Source organism: uncultured Halorubrum sp. (assembly GCF_937146585.1).
Classification (GTDB): domain Archaea; phylum Halobacteriota; class Halobacteria; order Halobacteriales; family Haloferacaceae; genus Halorubrum; species Halorubrum miltondacostae.
Window position 1 is genome coordinate 1 of record NZ_CAKZRO010000106.1, and the last position, 18729, is coordinate 18729.

Annotated in this window: 19 protein-coding genes and 1 pseudogene; 13 read left to right on the forward strand and 7 right to left on the reverse strand. The window is 71.0% G+C overall.

Going from position 1 to position 18729, the window contains the following annotated elements; genetic code table 11:
- Positions 1-89: 89 nt before the first annotated feature.
- The 5 genes from Q0116_RS08810 to Q0116_RS08830 are packed head-to-tail and all read left to right on the forward strand — an operon-like array spanning position 90 to position 3446.
- Positions 90-620, forward strand: a complete 531-nt coding sequence (locus Q0116_RS08810; RefSeq protein WP_297887013.1) for a hypothetical protein — start codon at positions 90-92, stop codon at positions 618-620.
- 1 nt (position 621) lies between these two features.
- A complete protein-coding gene (locus Q0116_RS08815; protein ID WP_297887015.1) occupies positions 622-1221 on the forward strand; it encodes a hypothetical protein in 600 nt (199 codons plus the stop codon).
- Positions 1209-2198: a hypothetical protein gene (locus Q0116_RS08820; RefSeq protein ID WP_297887017.1), complete on the forward strand. Its 990-nt coding sequence runs from the start codon at positions 1209-1211 to the stop codon at positions 2196-2198. The genes Q0116_RS08815 and Q0116_RS08820 overlap by 13 nt, the downstream gene beginning before the upstream one ends.
- Complete coding sequence (locus Q0116_RS08825; protein ID WP_297887019.1) at positions 2191-2676, forward strand: hypothetical protein; 486 nt, start codon at positions 2191-2193, stop codon at positions 2674-2676. The genes Q0116_RS08820 and Q0116_RS08825 overlap by 8 nt, the downstream gene beginning before the upstream one ends.
- Complete coding sequence (locus Q0116_RS08830; protein ID WP_297887020.1) at positions 2673-3446, forward strand: hypothetical protein; 774 nt, start codon at positions 2673-2675, stop codon at positions 3444-3446. The genes Q0116_RS08825 and Q0116_RS08830 overlap by 4 nt, the downstream gene beginning before the upstream one ends.
- A 36-nt stretch (positions 3447-3482) precedes the next feature.
- Here Q0116_RS08830 and Q0116_RS08835 read toward each other — a convergent pair whose 3' ends face one another.
- On the reverse strand, positions 3483-5288 hold the full coding sequence (locus tag Q0116_RS08835) for a hypothetical protein (protein WP_297887031.1): 1806 nt from the start codon (positions 5286-5288) through the stop codon (positions 3483-3485).
- 172 nt (positions 5289-5460) lie between these two features.
- Between Q0116_RS08835 and Q0116_RS08840 the strand changes: the two genes are divergently transcribed.
- The 3 genes from Q0116_RS08840 to Q0116_RS08850 all read left to right on the forward strand — a co-directional run bounded on the left by Q0116_RS08840 (position 5461) and on the right by Q0116_RS08850 (position 7266).
- Positions 5461-6258: an alanyl-tRNA editing protein gene (locus tag Q0116_RS08840; protein WP_297887033.1), complete on the forward strand. Its 798-nt coding sequence runs from the start codon at positions 5461-5463 to the stop codon at positions 6256-6258.
- Positions 6259-6342: 84 nt separating this feature from the next.
- The gene (locus Q0116_RS08845; RefSeq protein ID WP_297887035.1) at positions 6343-6663 is read left to right on the forward strand and encodes a transcription factor S; all 321 of its coding nucleotides are present in this window, start codon (positions 6343-6345) and stop codon (positions 6661-6663) included.
- Between the two features lie 69 nt (positions 6664-6732).
- Positions 6733-7266 carry a hypothetical protein gene (locus Q0116_RS08850; RefSeq protein ID WP_297887037.1) on the forward strand — a complete coding sequence of 178 codons (534 nt, stop codon included), beginning with the start codon at positions 6733-6735 and terminating at the stop codon, positions 7264-7266.
- A gap of 4 nt (positions 7267-7270) precedes the next feature.
- Here the strand turns inward: Q0116_RS08850 and Q0116_RS08855 are convergent, their stop codons facing one another.
- Both Q0116_RS08855 and Q0116_RS08860 read right to left on the reverse strand, forming a co-directional pair.
- A complete protein-coding gene (locus Q0116_RS08855) occupies positions 7271-7894 on the reverse strand; it encodes a hypothetical protein (protein WP_297887039.1) in 624 nt (207 codons plus the stop codon).
- A gap of 47 nt (positions 7895-7941) precedes the next feature.
- Entirely contained in the window at positions 7942-8322 is a 381-nt protein-coding gene (locus tag Q0116_RS08860; protein WP_297887041.1) for a methylglyoxal synthase, read from the reverse strand.
- 137 nt (positions 8323-8459) lie between these two features.
- Between Q0116_RS08860 and Q0116_RS08865 the strand changes: the two genes are divergently transcribed.
- The 4 genes from Q0116_RS08865 to Q0116_RS08880 all read left to right on the forward strand — a co-directional run bounded on the left by Q0116_RS08865 (position 8460) and on the right by Q0116_RS08880 (position 14185).
- Positions 8460-8750 (forward strand): archaellin/type IV pilin N-terminal domain-containing protein, encoded by a 291-nt coding sequence (locus Q0116_RS08865; RefSeq protein WP_297887043.1) that lies wholly within the window; start codon positions 8460-8462, stop codon positions 8748-8750.
- Positions 8751-9010: 260 nt separating this feature from the next.
- Positions 9011-11056, forward strand: coding sequence for a hydantoinase/oxoprolinase family protein (locus Q0116_RS08870; protein WP_297887045.1), 2046 nt, complete (start codon positions 9011-9013; stop codon positions 11054-11056).
- Entirely contained in the window at positions 11053-12684 is a 1632-nt protein-coding gene (locus Q0116_RS08875; protein ID WP_297887047.1) for a hydantoinase B/oxoprolinase family protein, read from the forward strand. Before Q0116_RS08870 ends, Q0116_RS08875 begins: the two co-directional genes overlap by 4 nt.
- An 88-nt stretch (positions 12685-12772) precedes the next feature.
- Positions 12773-14185, forward strand: a complete 1413-nt coding sequence (locus Q0116_RS08880) for an APC family permease (RefSeq protein WP_297887049.1) — start codon at positions 12773-12775, stop codon at positions 14183-14185.
- 86 nt (positions 14186-14271) lie between these two features.
- Here the strand turns inward: Q0116_RS08880 and Q0116_RS08885 are convergent, their stop codons facing one another.
- Complete coding sequence (locus Q0116_RS08885; RefSeq protein ID WP_297887051.1) at positions 14272-16197, reverse strand: beta-CASP ribonuclease aCPSF1; 1926 nt, start codon at positions 16195-16197, stop codon at positions 14272-14274.
- A gap of 216 nt (positions 16198-16413) precedes the next feature.
- Between Q0116_RS08885 and Q0116_RS08890 the strand changes: the two genes are divergently transcribed.
- Positions 16414-16929 (forward strand): hypothetical protein, encoded by a 516-nt coding sequence (locus tag Q0116_RS08890; RefSeq protein ID WP_297887053.1) that lies wholly within the window; start codon positions 16414-16416, stop codon positions 16927-16929.
- A 24-nt stretch (positions 16930-16953) separates the two neighbouring features.
- On the opposite strand, the gene Q0116_RS08895 is transcribed toward Q0116_RS08890, so the two are convergent.
- The 3 genes and pseudogenes from Q0116_RS08895 to Q0116_RS08905 form a co-directional block, all read right to left on the reverse strand.
- The gene (locus Q0116_RS08895; RefSeq protein ID WP_297887055.1) at positions 16954-17820 is read right to left on the reverse strand and encodes an SDR family oxidoreductase; all 867 of its coding nucleotides are present in this window, start codon (positions 17818-17820) and stop codon (positions 16954-16956) included.
- 39 nt (positions 17821-17859) lie between these two features.
- Complete coding sequence (locus Q0116_RS08900) at positions 17860-18336, reverse strand: GNAT family N-acetyltransferase (RefSeq protein WP_297887057.1); 477 nt, start codon at positions 18334-18336, stop codon at positions 17860-17862.
- Positions 18337-18393: 57 nt separating this feature from the next.
- Positions 18394-18729 (reverse strand): annotated as a pseudogene (locus Q0116_RS08905) (proteasome subunit alpha); the annotation flags it as partial.

Below are 18729 nucleotides of genomic sequence, written 5' to 3' on the forward strand. Positions count from 1 at the left end.
CATCAGCGGCTACATCCGCGACGCGGAGCTGATCTCCGGCGTCAAGTACGCCGTGATCCTGATGACGCTGGCGCTGGGGGTGTGGATCTATGTCGGCTGACCGCGGGCAGACGGTCCTCGACTTCGTCGTCGGGATGTCGGTGTTCCTCGTCGCGGTCGGGTTCACGTTCGCGTTCGTCCCGTCGCTTTTGGAGCCGTACGCGGTCGGCGAGGGCGCGAAAGTCATCGTCGCCGAGCGCGGCGCCGCGCGGCTCGCGGAGTCGTCGCTCGCCGCGAGCGGGTCGGCCGCGACGCTGTCGCACGCCTGTACGCTCGCGTTCTTCGACGGGACGGACCCGGCGACCGCGGCCAACGAGTCGGACTGCGTCTGGACGGCGAACGCCGACGACCTCCACGCCGAGCTCGGCGTCGACGAGTTCCGCGGCCTCAACCTCACCGTGACGCGGAACGGAACCGTCGAGGAGCTCGAATCGGACGGCACCGCCGTCGCCATGCGCGCCGGTCCCGCGCCGCCGCGAGGCGAGAGCGTCGCGGCCGCGAGTCGCATCGTCACCGTCGACCTCGACCCGGACGACGCGGTCGCGAGAGAGACGCATCGGCTCACGCTCAGGGTGTGGTGAGATGTTCGTCGAACACCTCCCGGACGACCGCGGGCAAGCGCACACCCTCGAGGCGTTCACGGCCGCGTTGCTGCTGGTCACCGGCCTCATCTTCGCGACGCAGGCGACGGCCGTAACGCCGCTGTCCGCGAGCACGTCGAACCAGCACGTCGAGAACCAGGCGGCGATCGCCGCACAGGACGTGTTGTCGACGAGCGAGGCGAGCGGCGACCTCAAGTCGGCGCTGCTGTACTACGACGACGGGTTCGTGGGCGCGGAGAACCGCTACTACACCGGGCTACCGAACGCCACGCACCCGCTCCACGACCCGCTCCGCGAGGCGTTCGACGTCAGACGGATCGCGTTCGACGTCGACGTGTACTACCCGGCCGCGGACGGCAACGGGATCGACCGAACGCGGCTGATAGACATGGGCACGCCGAGCGACAACGCGGCGACGGCGAGCACGCAGGTGGCGCTGTACGGCGACGACCGGTTCGGCGCGGCCGACGAGTACACGCTCGCGGAGAACGGCTCCCGCCGGTACTTCGCCGCGCCGGTCGGCGGCGGCGACACGCTGTACACGGTCGCGGAGGTGCGCATCACCGCATGGCAGATGTGAGCGTCTCTTTAGATCGCGAGGACGCGGACGCCGCCCGCGACGAGGACCGGGCGCAGATCATCCTGATCACCGGGCTGACGCTCGCGGTCCTCTTCGTCGCGGTCGTCCTCCTGTTGAACACCGTGATCTACACCGAGAACCTCGCGACTCGGGGGGTCGACGCGGGCGGGGCGGAAGCGATCGAGTTCCGCGAGGGGGCGGTCGACGACCTCGCGGGAATCCTCCACCGCGAACACCGGAACAGCACCGATGACGTGTTCGCGAATTTCAACGCGAGCGCGAGGCGGTACGGCCGCACCGTGGCCGACCTCCGGGCGCGCGACGGGGCGGTCGGGGAGGTGCGAGTGGACAACTCCACCGTCGTCACCGGGTATTTCATCGCACAGAACGAGACCGACAGCGGGTTCCGTGACATGACCGCGCCGGACGGAACGACGACGAACTGGACGGTCGCGGGCAACGCCACCCGGACGCGGAACTACCGGCTGACCGTCGATCCCGGGTCGCTGTCGAGTTCGGCCGGCACGGCGTTCACCGTCGTGGCCGACGGCTCGACGGGCGGGACCAACGAGACCTGGTCGGTGGCGCTGTCGAACCCGACCGACGACAACCTCACGGTGACGGTGGACAACGGGACGACGGTGTCCGAGACGTTCACGCCGCGGCCGGACGGGAACCACACCGTCGACCTCACCGGCGGAACGGTCAACGGCGAGCGGTTCGACGCGCTGGTGTGGGCCGAGGGCGTCCAAACCGGGAGCGACCGGTTCGACCTCCGCTACGAGAACGGCGACGCGGCGCGCGGGACCTACCACCTCGTCGTCGACGAGCGCGACGACGGAGCGAATCCCGGTCGCCCCTCGCGGCCGTACGTAATCGATGCGATATACAGCGTCGACGTCGAGATCACCTATCGGACCCCCGAACTGGAGTACGCCGACGTGGTCCGGCTCGCGCCGGGTGAGCGCGATGCGTGAGCATCCCGGCGGCACCGACCGGGCGGTGTCGGTCACCGTCGGCTACGTCATGACGCTCGCGGTGTCGACGCTGCTGCTCTCCGGACTGTTCGTCGCGGGCGGGTCGTTCGTCGACACCCAACGCGAGCGCGCCGCGCAGGGCGAACTCACCGTGGTCGGCGAGCGCGTCGCGGCCGACGTCGGGACCGTCGACAGACTCGTCGCGAGTACGACGTCCCGCTCGAACCTCACCGTAAACCGGTCGGTATCGCTTCCCAGACGGGCGGCCGGCACCGGCTATCGGATCGACGTGACGGCGACGGGAACCGAGGGGACGATCACGCTGGAGAGCGACCGGCCGGGAACCGCGGTGACGGTTCCGTTCGCCACGAGCAGGAACGTGACCGTCCGGAACGCGACCGTCGACGGTGGCGACCTGCTGATCTACTGGGACCCCGACGCCGGGAGCGACGGCGAAGTGGTGGTGAGCGCGGCGTGACCCGGAACGACTTGTTCGCCGGACTGAGCGCTGACGACCGCGGCGTCAGCGAGACCATCGGGTTCGTGCTGGTGTTCGCGCTGATCACGTCCACCATCGCCGTGACGTTCACCGTCGGGCTCGGCGGGCTCGAAGACGCCCAGCTCGCCGAGCGCGATAACAACGTCGAGCGGGCGTTCGACGTGCTTCAGGACAACCTCGACGACATCAGCCGGGACGGCGTGCCGAGTCGCGCGACGGAGGTCCAACTGGGCGGCGGCGAACTCCGCTTGGAGCAGGAGTCGACGTTCCGGCTCAACGACACCGCGACGGCGGGGACCGTCGTCGAGACGGGGTCGCTCACCTACCGCGGTGCGGGCGATACGCGGATCGTCTACGAGAACGGCGCCGTGTTCCGGATGGAGGGAGACGACGGCGTCATGATCAAACCGCCCGACCTCCTGATCGGCGACACCGTCGTCTACTCGCTGTACGGGCTCGGCGGGCCGACGCAGTCCACGGCCGGTGACCAGACGGTACTCGTGGTCGGTCAGCGGGGCGTCCGCGAGACCGCGCTCGACGACCGCACGCCGACCGACAACGTCACGCTGGCGATCAACTCGTCGCAGGCCGTGGTCTGGGAGCGGTACTACTCGGATCTCGCGTCGGAGCACGAGCACGTCTCGGTATCGACCGCCGGCGACCCCGACGTTACCGTGACGTTCGACGCCGACCACTACGAGCGGTTCGTGGTCCACCGCACCTCGACGCGAATCGACTTCTCAGACTGAACGCCGCCTCAGACCGGGCGGCGGAGCGCGTTCGCCTCAGTCGGACTCGATCTTCACTTCGTGGACCGAGACGTGGAGGTGGCTCACCACGGGCACCGAGTTCCCTTTGAACGGCTGTTTCGTCTCCAGCGACTCGTCGTAGTGGATGTCGATCTCGGCGTCGTCGAACTCGAACAGTTCGAACGTGAACGATCCCTTGATCGTCATGTTGCCGTCGAGTTTCGCGTCGCTCTGGGGGGCGTAGAAGACGCCGCCGAACTGAACCCCACCGGTGTCGTTCGCCTCGACGTCTATCTGATCGCCGCTGGAGTACAGCCAGAGGTTGCTCGCGACGTCCTCGTCGGCGGCCACCACGGCGCGGTCCTCCAGGTCGATCCCGGCGGTGTTTTGCAGCTCGAAGCGGGTGTCGGCGGCGCTCGTCACCGACGCTTTGTCTTGAACGGTCAACGAGTCGTCGACGTACACGAAGGCCTGACCCCCGCCCGTCGCCCCGACCGTCGCGTTCGCGCTGACGTTCGTCGACCGCTCGACGAGGATCTCGACGTCGCCGCTCCCGGTGTCGACGGCGACGCGCCCGTCGTCGCCCGTCACCGTCAGGCCGCCCGCGACGTGGAGGGTCGCCCCGTCCGTGACTGTCAGGGTCGCTTGCTCGGCGACGGTCACGTCGCCGTCGACGTACGTGTCCTCGTCTATCGTCTCGGTCTGGGTGCCGGAGAGGTCGATACTGCCGTTGCGGTAATCCCCGTTCGTGGCGAGGTCCTGGTCTCTCACGCTCTCGATTCGCTGGGTGATCGCCCCGTCGACGGGAGCGGGCTCGTCGAACGCGGTCTCCGTGCGGCGCTCGCCGGTGACGTTGAGTTTGTCTTCCTGTCCGGGCGGGATGTTGTACGACTCGGCGATCAGGTCCCCTCGTATCGTGATCGACTGCGTGTTGCCGCCGCCGCCCGCGGTGAGGCGGAACTGGTCTCGCGTCTGGATGACCGCCCCGTCGCCCGGCGTCTGGTCGTCGTAGGACCCGACGGTCGAGTCGTAGCTGTCGGCGTCAAGCCGGTCGACCCCGCCGGTGTCGAACGTCGACCGCCCGGTCGCGGAGACGCCGGCGCTCAGCGTGGGGTGGACCGTGGTGGTCCGGAGGCGCACCTCCACGCGCCGGTCGGAGACGTCCGTCACCGTCGCGCTCGTCCGCGTCTCGAAGAACTGGCCCCACGCGTCGGCGTAGTCGCTCTCGACGGTGATCGTGACGTTGCCGCCGAGGAGCGGGTTCGACCCGTTCGGCGAGGGGAACACGCGTTCGGACCGATTGGCGGTCTCCGTGATGCGGACCTCGTCGCCGAGCGACTCGGAGCCGTTCCCGATCCGCACGAGCGGGAGGGTGAGTGTCTCCGTTCCGCCGCCACCGCGGTAGTGGAACTCGGGCGGGGAGACCATCTCCGAACTCTCGCCCCTCGACCGCCAGACGCCGCCGCCCTGATAGGCGACGGTTTCGTCGCCGCGCTCGTAGACGACGGCGCCGAGCGGCACGGTCCTGTTCGTGGCGTTCGGGTTCTCGCTCGTCGTCACCTCGATCCGCATCCACCCCGCGTCCCCATCGACGCGGAAGTCCGCCCCTCGGCCGAGGCCCATCCGGACGCGCTGCGACGGCGACTCGCCGTGCGCGACGAGACTCGCCTTGGAGTCCACCTGCGTCATCGCCCCCTCGACGCGCTGGAGGTCCGCCCGCTGTTGGGAGTCGTCGAGCGCGGCGCCGCCGATCGCGACCGTGGTGCCGACGACCGCCACCGTCAGGCCCAAGAGCAGCACCGTGCCGAGTACCTCGCTCTGCGCCCGTGCTCCCCCCGTCATGAATACAAGGTGTGTCCCCCCGTTGATAAGGGTGGACTCTCGGCTATCACTCTCGATAGCCCCGTTCACGACTCGTGCGCCGCTGGGAAGGCCCCCGCTTCTACGGCGCCGAGCGAGCGACGGACCCCGCCGAAGCCGCAGATATATCTCGGCGGCGGCCCTTCTCGAACCCGTGACCGAGCGACTCTACCTCACCGACGACGCGGTGACGACCTTCGAGGCCACCGTCGAGCGCGTCCTCTCGGACCCGGACCGGCTCGTCCTCGACCGCACGCACTTCTACCCGACCGGCGGGGGCCAGCCGCACGACACCGGAACGGTCCGCGCGGCCGACGGCGACGCCCGGTGGCGCGTCGTCGACGTCGAGATGGCGGACACGGTCCACCACGAGGTCGAACCGGTCGACGGGCCCGACGGTGCGGGCGACGAGAGCGACCCGCCCGCGCTCCCGCAGCCGGGGACCGAGGTCGTCTGCGAGATCGACGCCGACCGCCGCGCGGCGCACTCGCGGTACCACACCGCCCAACACCTGCTGTCCGCGCTGCTGCTCGACGAGTTCGACGCGCGGACGACCGGCAACCAGCTCTACCGCGACCGCGCGCGCCTCGACGCGACCTACGACCGCTTCACCGACGACGACCTCGACCGGATCGAGGCGCGGCTCAACGACCTCGTCGCCGACGGGCGGTCTGTGTCGAGCTACACGATGGACCGGGAGACCGCGGAGGCGACCCTCGACACCGACCGGACCCGGATCGACCTGCTCCCCGACTCGATCGAGGAGCTACGGATCGTCGAGATCGCGGGCGCGGACCCGGACGACGAGCCGTACGACCGGACCGCCTGCGCCGGGACGCACGTCGCGGACACGGCCGAGATCGGTGAGATCGTCGTTACCGGCCGGGAGACGAAGGGACCCGACGAGGAGCGCGTGCGGTTCGCGCTCGCCGAACACGCCGACGCCGACTGACGCCGTCGCTCGCGGGTCGGAGGGCGTTCTGGCCCCTCGCCCGCGATCCCGCCGCTTATATGCGATCCGCGGTTGGTTCGGGGCATGAAGTTCTGCGACGAGTGCGGCTCCATGATGAAATCCGGCGCGGGCGAGGACCACTGGGTGTGTGACTCCTGCGGCAACGAGATCGGGCGTGAGTCGGACGACAGCGAGTGGACGACCCAGTCGCAGGTCGAGTCCGAGGTCGTCGACGTGAGCGACGCCGAGGACAAGGGGCTCCCGACGACGACCGCCCAGTGCCCGAACTGCGACAACGACCGCGCGTACTGGTACATGCAGCAGATCCGCTCGGCCGACGAGTCGGAGACCCGGTTCTTCGTCTGTACCGAGTGCGAACACAAGTGGCGCGAAGACGACCACTGACCGGCTCCGCGCGCCGAGACCCTCCCCGCCGCCCGTCCGTTTTATTCCCGTCCGGAGAGATGCGGGTCCATGGACCCACCGACCGTGGCCGGCGACCTCGGCGGGTGGACGCTCGTCGCGGAGGCGACCGAGCGCCCGTTCGACGCGGGACCGGTCTCGGTCACGGCCGGCACGGCCCGCTACGAGCGCGAGACGCCGCCGCCGCGACCCTTCTTCTTCGCGAGTCGGCTGCGGATCTCGCCCGACACCGGCCCGAACCCGGCGCTCACCCGACTCGTCGAGTCGCGGGCCCGCGAGGGGTTCCGCGAGCGCCTCGCCGAGCGGGACGTCGTCGACCTCGAACGCCGCGACGACCGCGGCCTCGAGGTCGACGACCCGAGCGCGTCTCGCGCGACGCTCTGGGTGTTCCACGGGCGCTGCGCGGTCGACGGCGGATCGGTCCCGGTGGAGGCGCTGCTCGCGGTGTGGGAGTCCGACGAGTACCTCCTCGCGGGCGGCGCCTACCCGACCGACGACGGATTCGAGGCGACCAGACGGGCGGTGTTGGCGCTGATACGCGGCGTCCGTCCGCCGAACTCGGTCGCCGGCGAGCAGCCGGAGTGAGCGGTCAGCAGTCGGCCGCGCCGGCGCTCGACCCGATCGGCGACCCGTCGTCCTCGTAGTCGGCGTCGCCGACCGCGCCGGCGAACATCGGGAGCTGAAGCTCGTAGGTGTACAGCACGTCGAACGCCGCGAACGGGTCGAACCCGTCCGCGATCGCCTCCCGGCCGGTCAGCCTGACCCCGGCCGCGAGCGTCACGATCGACGCGCCGTCGAGCCGGCCCGCGGTCTCGATCCCGAACTCGTTGCCCGCCCGGGGGTCGGTCAGCACGGAGAGGTGGACCACCGTCCGCATCGTCGCGCCGCCCTCGTCGCCGCCGATCGAGATGGGGTAGCCGCTGCCGCTGAAACACCGGGTGATCGGCGCGACCTCGCTCCCGTTCGCGTCGACGCCAGGGCCGACGGTCGCGGGATCGGCGGAATCGCGGTCGAGGCTTTCGGGGCCGACGAGCTCGGAGCCGACCGCGGCCTCCGAGCCGGAAGCGTCGCTCGCCGTGCCCGACGCGTGAGTCGCGGCGTCTGACGCCGCGGGCTGCCCCGCGACCGCGCCGGCGCCGACGCCGACGCTCGCGAGGACGAGCAGCAGCGAGAGGACGAGGGCGCGGACGCGAGTCCGTTGCGAGCGCGTCATTACCCGCGTCTTCGCGCGGTCGACTTAAATCACCGCGGGTAGCGGTATCAGTCGAGAGAATCGCCGCCGAGTAATCCCTCGACGAGCAGCTCCGCCGACGCGACGTTCGTCGCCAGCGGTACGTCCTTCACGTCGCAGACCCGGAGCAGCGCCGAGATGTCGGGCTCGTGCGCCTGCGCGGTCAGCGGGTCGCGGAGGAAGACGACCCCGTCGATCCGGTCGTCCGCGATCAGTCCACCGATCTGGAGGTCGCCGCCGTACGGCCCCGACGCCTGGCGGTTCACCGACAGGCCGGTCGCCTCGGCGATGCGTTTCCCCGTCGTTCCGGTCGTCACCAGTTCGCACTCGCCGAGGACGTCGGTGTGTGCCTCCACGAACGCGACCATCTCGTCTTTGAGTTCGTCGTGGGCGATAAGCGCGATGCGCATGCGCACCGTTCACGCGTCCGGTATAAGTGTGTACTGACCACCAGCATCTTGAATGATATGTGGGTCGGTACACCGTCCGGACGAACGCGAACCGATCGCCGAATGCTTCGTAGCCACGCCGGAAAGAGCAGAGTGCGATGAACGGTCGCGACGACCGCGGCGTCTCCACCGTCGTTGCCACTGTCCTCATGGTCGGTATCGTGGTGACCGTCTCGGCGAGTATCGGTATTGCCGCCCTCGACCTCGAGGGGACGCTCACGGAGCCGCAGGAACCGCGCGTGTTCACCGACGCCACCGTGACGCTCGGACCTGAACACCGCACTTGGAGCGGTTGGAACGACGGCGAGACGGACCCGCCGCGGAGGCCCCCACTTCGTGACCTCGGTTCGGTCCCGGGGGCTCACCATCCACGCGCGCAGGGAGGTTGAAAACGCCGCGGTCGCCGCGAAGCGCGTTCTATCGGGAGTCGCGCTATCGCACCCGCTCGCCGCACCGCTGGAACGCGGTTCCGACCGACAGTTACGGGCGACCGCGACCGCCGCAGCGTTGAACGGGGCGGTCTTAAGTCCGTCCGGTAACGAGGGCCTCCCATGCCACGCGAGCGAGACACCGCGCCGTCCGGCGTCCGGGGCCCCCCTGACGCCGTGGGGGTTCGCAGCCGGACGGCGGAGCGACGGAGGGTCGGGCGGTGAGCGATCGAGCGGCGAGCGACAGGGCGACCGACGGCGAGGCGACCGGAGACCGGGGGATCGGCGTCGACGTCGGGGGGACGTTCACCGACGTGGCGCTCTCGCTCGACGGCGACCTCGTCACCGCGAAGGTGCCGAGCACCGACGACCAGAGCGAGGGGGTCGCGGCCGGGATCGAGAAGGCCTGCGAGGCGGCGGGGATCGACCCCGGGAGCGTGCGCGAGTTCTCCCACGCGATGACCGTCTCCGTCAACGCGCTGCTGGAGGGCGACGGCGCGCGGACCGCGCTCGTGACGACGGAGGGGTTCCGGGACGTGCTGGAGATCGGCCGGCAGACCCGGCCCTCGCTGTACGACCTCGACGCCGAGAAGCCGGCGCCGCTCGTCCCCCGCCGCCGTCGGTTCGAAGTGGCCGAGCGGACGAGCCCCGACGGGGTCGAGCGACCCGTCGATGACGCGGCGATCGAATCGCTCGTCGCCGACCTCCGCGACGCCGACGTCGAGTCCGTCGCGGTCTGCCTGCTCCACGCGTACGCGCACCCGGAGAACGAGGAGCGGGTCGCCGAGGCGCTGCGCGCGGCGCTCGACGTCCCGGTATCGGCCTCGCACGAGGTGCTCCCCGAGTTCCGCGAGTACGAGCGGACCTCCACCACGGCGGTCGACGCATACGTGCGGCCGGCGATCGACGGCTACGTCGGTCGCCTCACCGAGCGGGCCCGCGACATGGGCCTCCCGCAGCCGCGGATCATGCAGGCGAACGGGGGCGTCACCGACGCCGACACGGTCCGGCGGAACGCCGTGACGACCGTCCTCTCGGGGCCCGCGGCGGGAGTCGTGGGCGCGAGCGCGACGGCGTCGGCCGCCGACCGCGACGGGCTGATCACCTTCGACATGGGCGGCACCTCCAGCGACGTGAGCCTCGTCCGCGACGGCGAGGTCGAGCGCACGACGGAGTCGGCGATCGCCGACCGCCCGATCGGCACGCCGATGGTCGACGTCGAGACCGTCGGGGCCGGTGGCGGGTCGATCGCGTGGGTCGACTCCGGCGGCGCGCTCCGGATCGGTCCGCGCTCGGCCGGCGCGGAGCCCGGTCCCGCCTGCTACGGCAAGGGCGGCACGGAGCCGACCGTCACCGACGCGAACCTCGTGCTCGGGTACGTCGGCGCGGACACCAGCCTCGGCGGGGACCTGTCGCTTGACGCGGCGGCGGCCCGCGACGCCCTCGCGGACCTCGCCGACGAGGCGGGGATGGAGGGCCCGGTCGCGGCCGCGCTCGGCGTCCACCGCGTCGCGAACGCCGACATGACCCGCGCCATCCGGTCCGTCACCGTCGAGCGCGGCCACGACCCCCGCGAGTTCGGCCTCGTCGCGTTCGGGGGCGCCGGCCCGATGCACGCGGTCTCGATCGCCGACGGGCTCGACGTCGACCGCGTCGTCGTCCCGCACGCGTCCGGCGTCCTCTCGGCGTACGGGCTGCTCGCGGCCGACGAGACGCGCGACGCGGTCCGGACCCGGCAGGGGCCGCTCGCCGAGGTCGACGCGGACGCGGTCGACGCGCTCTACGGGGAACTGGGCGACGACCTGCTCGGCGAGGTCAGCGACCCGGACGCGGCCCGGGTCGAGTACGCCGCCGACCTCCGCTACGCGGGACAGAGCTTCGAGCTCACCGTCGACGTCGACCGGCCGTTCGACCCCGAGGCGGCCGCCGAGCGGTTCGCGGCGGCGCACGAGTCGGCGTACGGCTACCGCGCCGACGAGCCGGTCGAACTGGTGAACTGCCGCGCGACGGCGACGGTGCCGCGGAGCGCGCCGGCGATCGAGTCCGCGGGGACCGGAGCGACCGACCCCCGGACCACTCGCGAGGCGGTCTTCCCCGACGGTCCCCGCGAGACGCCGGTGTACGACCGGGAGCGCTTCCCGGCGGACGGCCGCGTCGAGGGGCCGGTCGTGGTCGAGGGCGCGGAGAGCACGGCGGTCGTCCCGCCCGGGTGGAGCGTCCGGCTGCGCGGCGACGGCGCGCTGGTCGCGGAGGTGAGCGACGCGTGAGCGACCCGAACGTCGATCCGGTCACGCTGGAGATCCTCCGCAACCAACTGGAGAGCGTCGCGGCCGAGATGGGTCACGTGCTGATCCGGGGCGCGTACTCGCCGAACATCAAGGAGCGACAGGACTGCTCGACGGCGCTGTTCGACGCCGACGGCCGCATGATCGCGCAGGCCGAACACATCCCGGTCCACCTCGGCGCGATGCCCGACGCGGTCGCGGTCGTTCTCGAGAAGGACCCGGGCCCCGGCGACGTGTTCGTCGTCAACGACCCGTTCGCCGGCGGGACGCACCTCCCGGACGTGACGCTCGTGTCGCCGATCGCGCCCGACGGGGAGATCGTCGGCTTCGCGGTGTCGCGCGCGCACCACGCGGACGTCGGCGGGAGCGCGCCCGGGAGCATGCCGCCCGGCGCGCGCGAGATATTCGAGGAGGGGCTCCGGATCCCGGCGGTCCGGCTCGTCGAGGGCGGCGAACCGAACGACGCGGTCCGCGACCTGCTGCTCGCCAACGTCCGCACGCCGGGCGAGCGCGGGGCCGACCTCCGGGCGCAGCGCGCCGCGAACGACCGCGCCGAGCAGCGGGTCGACGAACTGCTCGACGAGCACGGCGCGACGCTGCTCGACGCCTTCGACGCCGTCGTGGACTACTCCCGCGAGCGCGTCGAGACCGAGATCCGAGACCTCCCGGACGGGACGTACCGGGCCCGGGACGTCCTCGAGGGCGACGGCGTGACCGACGCGGAAATCCCGATCGAGGTCGCGGTCACCGTCGACGGGGCCGCTCTCGACGTCGACTTCGCCGGCACGGCCGACCAGGTGGACGGCAACCTGAACGCGCCGTTCTCGGTGGCGAAGAGCGCGGTGTACTTCGTCGTCCGCGCGATCACCGATCCGGAGATCCCGCCGAACCACGGCTGTTACGAGCCGGTCTCCATCTCCGCGCCGGGGGGGTCGCTGCTCGACCCGCGCCCGCCGGCCGCGGTCGTCGGCGGGAACGTCGAGACCAGCCAGCGCGTGACGGACGTGACGCTGGCCGCGCTCGCCGAGGCGGTGCCGGACGTCGTCCCCGCGGGCGGGCAGGGGACGATGAACAACCTGATCGTCGGCGACCGCGCGGGCGGGTTCACCTACTACGAGACGATCGCCGGCGGGTTCGGCGGGCGACCGACCAAAGACGGGATGGACGGCGTCCAGGTCGGCATGACGAACACGCTCAACACGCCGGTCGAGGCGCTGGAGACGGCGTACCCGCTCCGCGTCGAGCGGTACGCGCTGCGCCCGTCGAGCGGCGGCGACGGCCGCCACCGCGGCGGACTGGGCATCGAGCGGACCGTCACCGTCGAGACGGACGCGACGGTCTCGCTCCTGACCGAGCGCCGGCGGATCGCTCCGCGGGGCCTCGACGGCGGCGAGGACGGCGCGCTCGGCGAGAACCTGATCGACGGGGAGCCAGTGCCCGCGAAGACCTCCGTCGACGTGGCGGCCGGGACGACCGTCTCCGTCCGCACGCCGGGCGGCGGCGGCCACGGCGACCCGGCGGAACGCGACCCGGACGCCCGGGAGCGGGACCGGCGCGACGGGAAGGTCGACTACCGGAGCGCCGAGGCCGGCGACGACTCCGAAAAGTAACGTATCTGTCACGTTCTGGCGGCACATTTCGGGGGCGGAATACCGCGGATCGCGAAGGGTTAACCGTCGGTATCACAAGAGAGAAGTAATGAGCGACGGGGACCTGAGCCGAGACCTGGGGCTCTATTCGGCGGTCACGCTGAGCATGGGCGCGATGATCGGTGGCGGGATCTTCGTCCTCCCCGCGGTCGGGTTCGAGAAGGCCGGTCCGGCGGTCGTCCTCGCGTACCTGTTGGCCGGACTGATAGTTCTCCCGAACGCGCTCTCGAAGGCCGAGATGGCGACGGCGATGCCGGAAGACGGCGGCACCTACATCTACATCGACCGCGCGATGGGGCCGCTGTTCGGGACGATCGCGGGCATCGGCGTCTGGTTCTCGCTCGTGTTCAAGAGCGCGTTCGCGCTCGTCGGGCTCGGGGCCTACCTGCTGCTGCTCGTGAACATCCCCGCGGGGCTCGTGAAGACGGTCGCGCTCGTGCTCGGCGTCGTCGTCATCCTGCTCAACATCGTCGGGACCGAGAAGAGCGGCCAGGTCCAGAGCGTGCTCGTCTCGCTCGTCGTCCTCGTCCTCGGCGCGTACGTCCTCGGCGGGATCCAGCCCGCGGAGCCGTCGCAGTACGCCCCGTTCACCACCCACGGGATCGGCGGCGTCGCGACCGCGACCGCCTTCGTGTTCGTCTCCTACGCCGGGATCGGCGAGGTCGCGTCCGTCGCCGAGGAGATCGCCGAACCCAGTCGGAACATCCCGCTGGCGATGCTCATCTCCATCGGGGTGATGATGGTCATCTACACCGCCGTCGTGGCCGTCGTCGTCGGCGTCGTGCCGGGCGAGACGCTCGTCGGCGGCGGACCCGGCGGCGGGACCTCTCTCACGCCCATGGCCGACAGCGCGGAGCTGGTGTTCGGCGGCGCGGGCGTCACCGTCGTCGCCGTCACCGCCGTCCTCGCGCTCACGAGCATGGCGAACGCGGGCGTGCTGGGGACCTCCCGGTTCCTGCTCGCGATGAGCCGCGACTCGCTCCTGCCGGAGCGGGTCGGCCGGATCAACCCCCGGTTCCTGACGCCCGTGACCGCGGTGCTCGTCACCGGCGCGCTGCTCTTGGCGCTCATCGCGTTCGTCCCGGTCGTCGACCTGGCGAAGCTCGCGAGCGCCTTCCTCATCCTCGTCTTCTCGCTGGAGAACCTCTCCGTGATCGTCTTCCGGGAGGCCGACGTCGACTTCTACGACCCGGACTTCCGCTCGCCCGGGTATCCGGTGGTCCAGGCGCTCGGCGTGGTCGGCGGCGTCGTGCTGATCGTCCAGATGGGGCTCCTCTCGATCCTCGGCGCGGTCGGCATCAGCGTCGGGAGCCTCGCGTGGTACCTGATCTACGCGCGCTCGCGGACCTCCCGGACCGGCGCGCTGGCGACGTACTTGGGTCGCGAGTCGGAGCCGTCGGAGCCGTCGAACCCCTCGGAGCCGTCCGACGAGGCCCCCGCCGCGAAGCGGCGAGACGACTGAGTGCGGCGCGTTCGCTCGCCGGCGGCGTCTAACGGTACGAAAAAACGACCCGACGGCCCGCTCCGCCGCGAATCGGACCGCGGAGCCTACTTGAACCGGAACGTCTCCAGGTTCTTCGGCGCGAACGTCCGCATGTTGTAGTCGTGGTACAGCGACGAGGAGAGGTCCTGGACCGAGCTCTCGTCGCCGTGGACGCAGAGCACCTTCTCCGGGCGCGGGTTCATCGTCTTCACGAAGTTCTCTAACCCCTGTCGGTCGGCGTGGCCGGAGAAGCCGTCGACGACCTCGACGCCCATCTCCAGCGTGAGCGTGTCGCCGCGGCTGCCGCCGCCCCAGCCGTCGACCGGGATCTCGTCCCAGCCGTTCTGGATCCGGCGGCCGAGCGTCCCCTGCGCCTGGTAGCCGACGAAGACGAGGTTCGAGTCCGGGTCGGGCCCGATGTGGCGGAGCCACGACATGATCGGGCCGCCCTCGATCATCCCCGAGGTGGAGATGACGATACACTCGTCGCCGTCGGCGACCTCCTGGCGCTCGTCCTCGCCGGCGTCGATGTGGTTGAACTGGTCGGCGAGGAACGGGTTCTCGTCCTCGTGGAAGATGCGGTCGCGGAGGTCGTCGCGGAGGTACTCGGGGTAGGTGGTGTGGATCGCGGTCGCCTCCCAGATCATCCCGTCGAGGTGGACGGGCATCTCCGGGATCTCGCCCTCGCGCATCGCCTCCTCCAAGACGAGCATGATCTCCTGCGAGCGCCCCACGGCGAAGGCGGGGATGACGACCTTCCCGCCCTGCTCGTACGTCTCGTTGATGACCTCCTTCAGCGCCTCCTCGGAGTCCTCCTGGTCGGTCTGGTAGTCGTTGCGGCCGCCGTAGGTGGACTCCAGCACGAGCGTCTCCACGCGCGGGAAGTCGTTGACCGCGCCGTTGAACAGGCGCGTGTCCTCGTAGTGGATGTCGCCCGAGAACGCGACGTTGTAGAGGCCGTCGCCGATGTGGAAGTGGGTGACGGCGCTCCCGAGGATGTGGCCCGCGTTGTGGAACGTGAGCTTCACGTCCGGGGCGACGTCGGTCACGTCGCCGTACTCCAGCGGGATGGTGTGTTTGATCGCGTCGCGGACCTGCGCGGACTCGTACGGGGGCGTCCGGCCGTCCTTCGCGGCGACGTCGAGGTAGTCGAGCGTGAGCAGACCCATCAGGTCGCGGGTCGGCTCCGTCGTGTAGATGGGGCCGTCGTACCCGTACTTGAACAGGAGCGGCACCAGCGCGGAGTGGTCGAGGTGGGCGTGGGTCAGGATGACCGCGTCGAGGGTCGCCGCGCCCGCGCCGAGCGCCTCGGGAACCTGGAGGTACGGCACTTCGCCCTCCGCGCCGGGCTTGTCGCCGCAGTCGATGAGAATCCGCGTCTCTGGCGTCGAGAGGATGAACGCCGCGCGGCCGACCTCGCGGCAGCAGCCGAGCGTCGTGATCCGGACCCACTCGTCGTCGGACATCTCCTCGCGGTGGATCTGGCGGCCGACGCGCTCGAGGATGTCGCGGCGCTCCTCGCGCTCGTTCTTCAGGAAGCCGCGGACGTTCGAGACGGTGGACGACTCGATCGGCGGCGTCCGGACGACCTCGGGGGTCCACCCGACCTCCTGGGTGATCTCGCGGAGCGTCGAGCCCCGCCGACCGATCACCATGCCGGGCTTCTCGGCCTCGATCACGACCTCGCCGGTGTCCTCGTGGAAGTCGAGGTCGGTGACGCCGGCCTCGTCGGGGATCACCTCGCGCACCTGCTCTTCCGCCCTCGCGGGCGGCGAGAGGGCGCTCGGGTCGGGGCGGACCGTGATCCGCTTCCGGAGCTTCGAGGCGAGCCGTCGGATAAGGTCGCCGTCGCCGGCGAACCGCTTGGGGTCGCGCGTGTACACGACCAGCTCCGGGCCCTCGTATTTGACATCGGTGACCGTGATGTCGTTCGGAATCTCCTGTTCGATCTCGGATTTCAACGTATCGAGTTGCTTATCGACTTGACTCATATCTCACTGCGGGTCGTCGGGGCCGCCGTCGTCGAGCCGCGCGCCGCGGGGCGACTCGCCGCGATCGGTCGACCGTGACGGGGTAGGCATAGTGGAAGTACTGTCCGTAGTGTTCCGTGCGGGAACAGCCAGCGAAAACCCGCTTGGATCACGCTACTGCCCCGCCGTTATAAAAGCCTTCGCAAAGGGCAAGCCGACGGCGGCCGAAATCGGTCCATGCGCGTCACGCCGGAGGCCGTCCGCGACGAACACGCCTGGGTCCGCGACCGCGCCGACGTGGTGGTCCCGATCCTCAACGACACCCGCGACCGGCTCGGGCGGCTCTTCGGGACGGACGTGGACGCGGTGTCGCCCGACGCGTACCGCCGCGAGGTCGACGCGGTGTTCGCGGACGGCGAGGTCGCGGTCAACGCCGCGGCCTGCGTCGCGATCCTCCGCGACTTGGACGTGGCCAATGACTACCCCGGGTTCGTCGTCGACGAGGTGCTCGGCCGGGAGCTGGCGGCGACGGTCGCCGGCGGCCGCCCGCTCTCGCTGCTCGCGCAGGCGACGTTCCACGTCGCGGACCTCTACGTGGACCGGGACGCCACCGCCGACGCGGACCGGGCCGGCGCCGGCACCGCCGGCGCGGACGACCTCGACGCCGCGCTCGCCGCGGGGTTTCAGACGCGGCTCCCCGGGTGGGACTGGCGCGAGGGAGAGAGCCCGTTCGCGGTCGACGCCGGCGAGTGAGCCGACCGGGTGGGTCGCGGTCGCTTACGACGTGAAGCTCCGGACGAACCCGTACGCCTTGTCGAGCAGCGCGTCGGGGAGGAACCGCGCGAGAACGCCGACGCGCGCGACGGTGCCGGGCTGGACCCGCGCCGGCGGCCGCGTGGCGCTCGCGGCGTCGTAGATGGCGTTCGCGACGAGCTCCGGCTCGACCGAGCCGGGGCCGTCGCCGCCGATGAGCTGGGTGTCCTCGAACATCGCGTAGAACTCGTCGTACGCCTCGGTCCGCTCGATCCCCTCGCGTTCCTCGGGGTCGGCCTCGGACGCCGCGCGATCCGAGAAGTTCGTCTTCACGGGGCCGGGCTCGACGACGACCACGTCGATCCCGAGGTCGCCGACCTCGTTGCGGAGCGCGTCCGACATCGCCTCCACGGCGAACTTCGACCCGCTGTACACGCCGCCGCCGGGCATCGACACCCGGCCCGCGACCGAGGAGACGTTGACGATGGTGCCGTCGCGCTCGCGGCGCATCGCCGGGAGGACCGCCCGGATGAGCCGGTGGGGCCCGTAGACGTTCACGTCGAACTGCTCGTGGACCCGCTCCGTGGTCACGTCCTCGATCGGGCCGAACTGCCCGTAGCCGGCGTTGTTGATCAGGGCGTCGATCGCGCCCTCCTCGTCGAGGACGCGGTCCACGACGCGGTCGACGTCGTCCTGCTCGGTGACGTCGAGCGTGGCGATCTCGCAGCCCGCCTCGCCGAGCGCTTCGATGTCCGCGGGGTTCCGCGCGGTGGCGTACACGGTCCATCCCTCGTCGAGGAACGCGTGCGCCGCGGCGCGGCCGATACCCGAGGAACAGCCGGTGATGAGTGCCGTCTTCTGCACGCGTTTCCGGTCTGTCTCCGACGGCATAACTCTCCCGACGCGACCGCGCCGCCGCGCCGCGACCGGCTACAGCTCCTCGGTCCGGACGCCCATCGCCTCCGACGCGGGCGCGGTCCGCTCGAACCCCCACCGCTCGTAGAAGCCGTCGACGTCCGCGAGGAGGTTGACGTACGCGCCGTCCGGCGCGTTCGCGCGGAGCCACGCGACGAGCGCGTCGACCATCGCCGTCCCGATCCCCCGGCCCTGGTGCGGCGGCGCGACCGCCGTGTCCGACAGGTGGAACACGGACCCGCCGTCGCCGACGAGCCGCGCCATCCCGACCGCCGACCCGGACTCGGCCTCGACGACGTGGACGCCGTACGTCGTGTTCGGGAGCCCCAGCTCGACGGCCGGCCGTGACCGGTCGGTCATGCCCGCTTCCCGCCGCAGCCGACGGAACGCCGCGACTGAGGGCGTCGTCTCGCGGAGCTCGTACCCCGTCGGGAGCGCGGACTCGCCGGATCCGGCGTCTGCGTCGCGTACGTCCGCGGCGTCGTCGCTCATGGGTCGGCGTTCGCGGCCGCAAAAGTAGTCGCTTCGGTCGCGGGGCGGGGCGGCGCGCTACTCCTCGTCGGCGTCGCCGTCGTCCGCCTCGTCCTCGTCGGTCGCGAGCAGGTCGCGCTCGTCGAGGATCGACTCGATCTCGTCGACCGGTCGCTCGGCGTACTCTGGGTCGTCGACGGTGATCGTCGCGACGCCGACGCCGTCGGGGGACAGCTCGCCGTCGTTCGACTGCGCGAGGGTGTCGAGCGCGAGCCCGACCGCCTCGTCCGTCGAGATGCCCTCCTCGTACTCCGTCTCCAGGTAGTCGCGGAGGTCGCTGCGGTCCGAGCCGATCGAGAGCGCCTGCCACTCGTACGGCGTGCCGGACGGGTCCGTCTCGAACAGGCGCGGCTC

Excerpts from the sequence above, each read along its gene's own strand:
- Q0116_RS08835 (WP_297887031.1), bottom strand. The coding sequence starts at position 5,288 with ATGACGGGGGGAGCACGGGCGCAGAGCGAGGTACTCGGCACGGTGCTG.
- Q0116_RS08850 (WP_297887037.1), top strand. The coding sequence starts at position 6,733 with ATGGACCCACCGACCGTGGCCGGCGACCTCGGCGGGTGGACGCTCGTC.
- Q0116_RS08885 (WP_297887051.1), bottom strand. The coding sequence starts at position 16,197 with ATGAGTCAAGTCGATAAGCAACTCGATACGTTGAAATCCGAGATCGAA.
- Q0116_RS08860 (WP_297887041.1), bottom strand. The coding sequence starts at position 8,322 with ATGCGCATCGCGCTTATCGCCCACGACGAACTCAAAGACGAGATGGTC.
- Q0116_RS08895 (WP_297887055.1), bottom strand. The coding sequence starts at position 17,820 with ATGCCGTCGGAGACAGACCGGAAACGCGTGCAGAAGACGGCACTCATC.
- Q0116_RS08825 (WP_297887019.1), top strand. The coding sequence starts at position 2,191 with ATGCGTGAGCATCCCGGCGGCACCGACCGGGCGGTGTCGGTCACCGTC.
- Q0116_RS08845 (WP_297887035.1), top strand. The coding sequence starts at position 6,343 with ATGAAGTTCTGCGACGAGTGCGGCTCCATGATGAAATCCGGCGCGGGC.
- Q0116_RS08855 (WP_297887039.1), bottom strand. The coding sequence starts at position 7,894 with ATGACGCGCTCGCAACGGACTCGCGTCCGCGCCCTCGTCCTCTCGCTG.
- Q0116_RS08880 (WP_297887049.1), top strand. The coding sequence starts at position 12,773 with ATGAGCGACGGGGACCTGAGCCGAGACCTGGGGCTCTATTCGGCGGTC.
- Q0116_RS08865 (WP_297887043.1), top strand. The coding sequence starts at position 8,460 with ATGAACGGTCGCGACGACCGCGGCGTCTCCACCGTCGTTGCCACTGTC.
- Q0116_RS08815 (WP_297887015.1), top strand. The coding sequence starts at position 622 with ATGTTCGTCGAACACCTCCCGGACGACCGCGGGCAAGCGCACACCCTC.
- Q0116_RS08810 (WP_297887013.1), top strand. The coding sequence starts at position 90 with ATGTCGGCTGACCGCGGGCAGACGGTCCTCGACTTCGTCGTCGGGATG.
- Q0116_RS08900 (WP_297887057.1), bottom strand. The coding sequence starts at position 18,336 with ATGAGCGACGACGCCGCGGACGTACGCGACGCAGACGCCGGATCCGGC.
- Q0116_RS08820 (WP_297887017.1), top strand. The coding sequence starts at position 1,209 with ATGGCAGATGTGAGCGTCTCTTTAGATCGCGAGGACGCGGACGCCGCC.
- Q0116_RS08890 (WP_297887053.1), top strand. The coding sequence starts at position 16,414 with ATGCGCGTCACGCCGGAGGCCGTCCGCGACGAACACGCCTGGGTCCGC.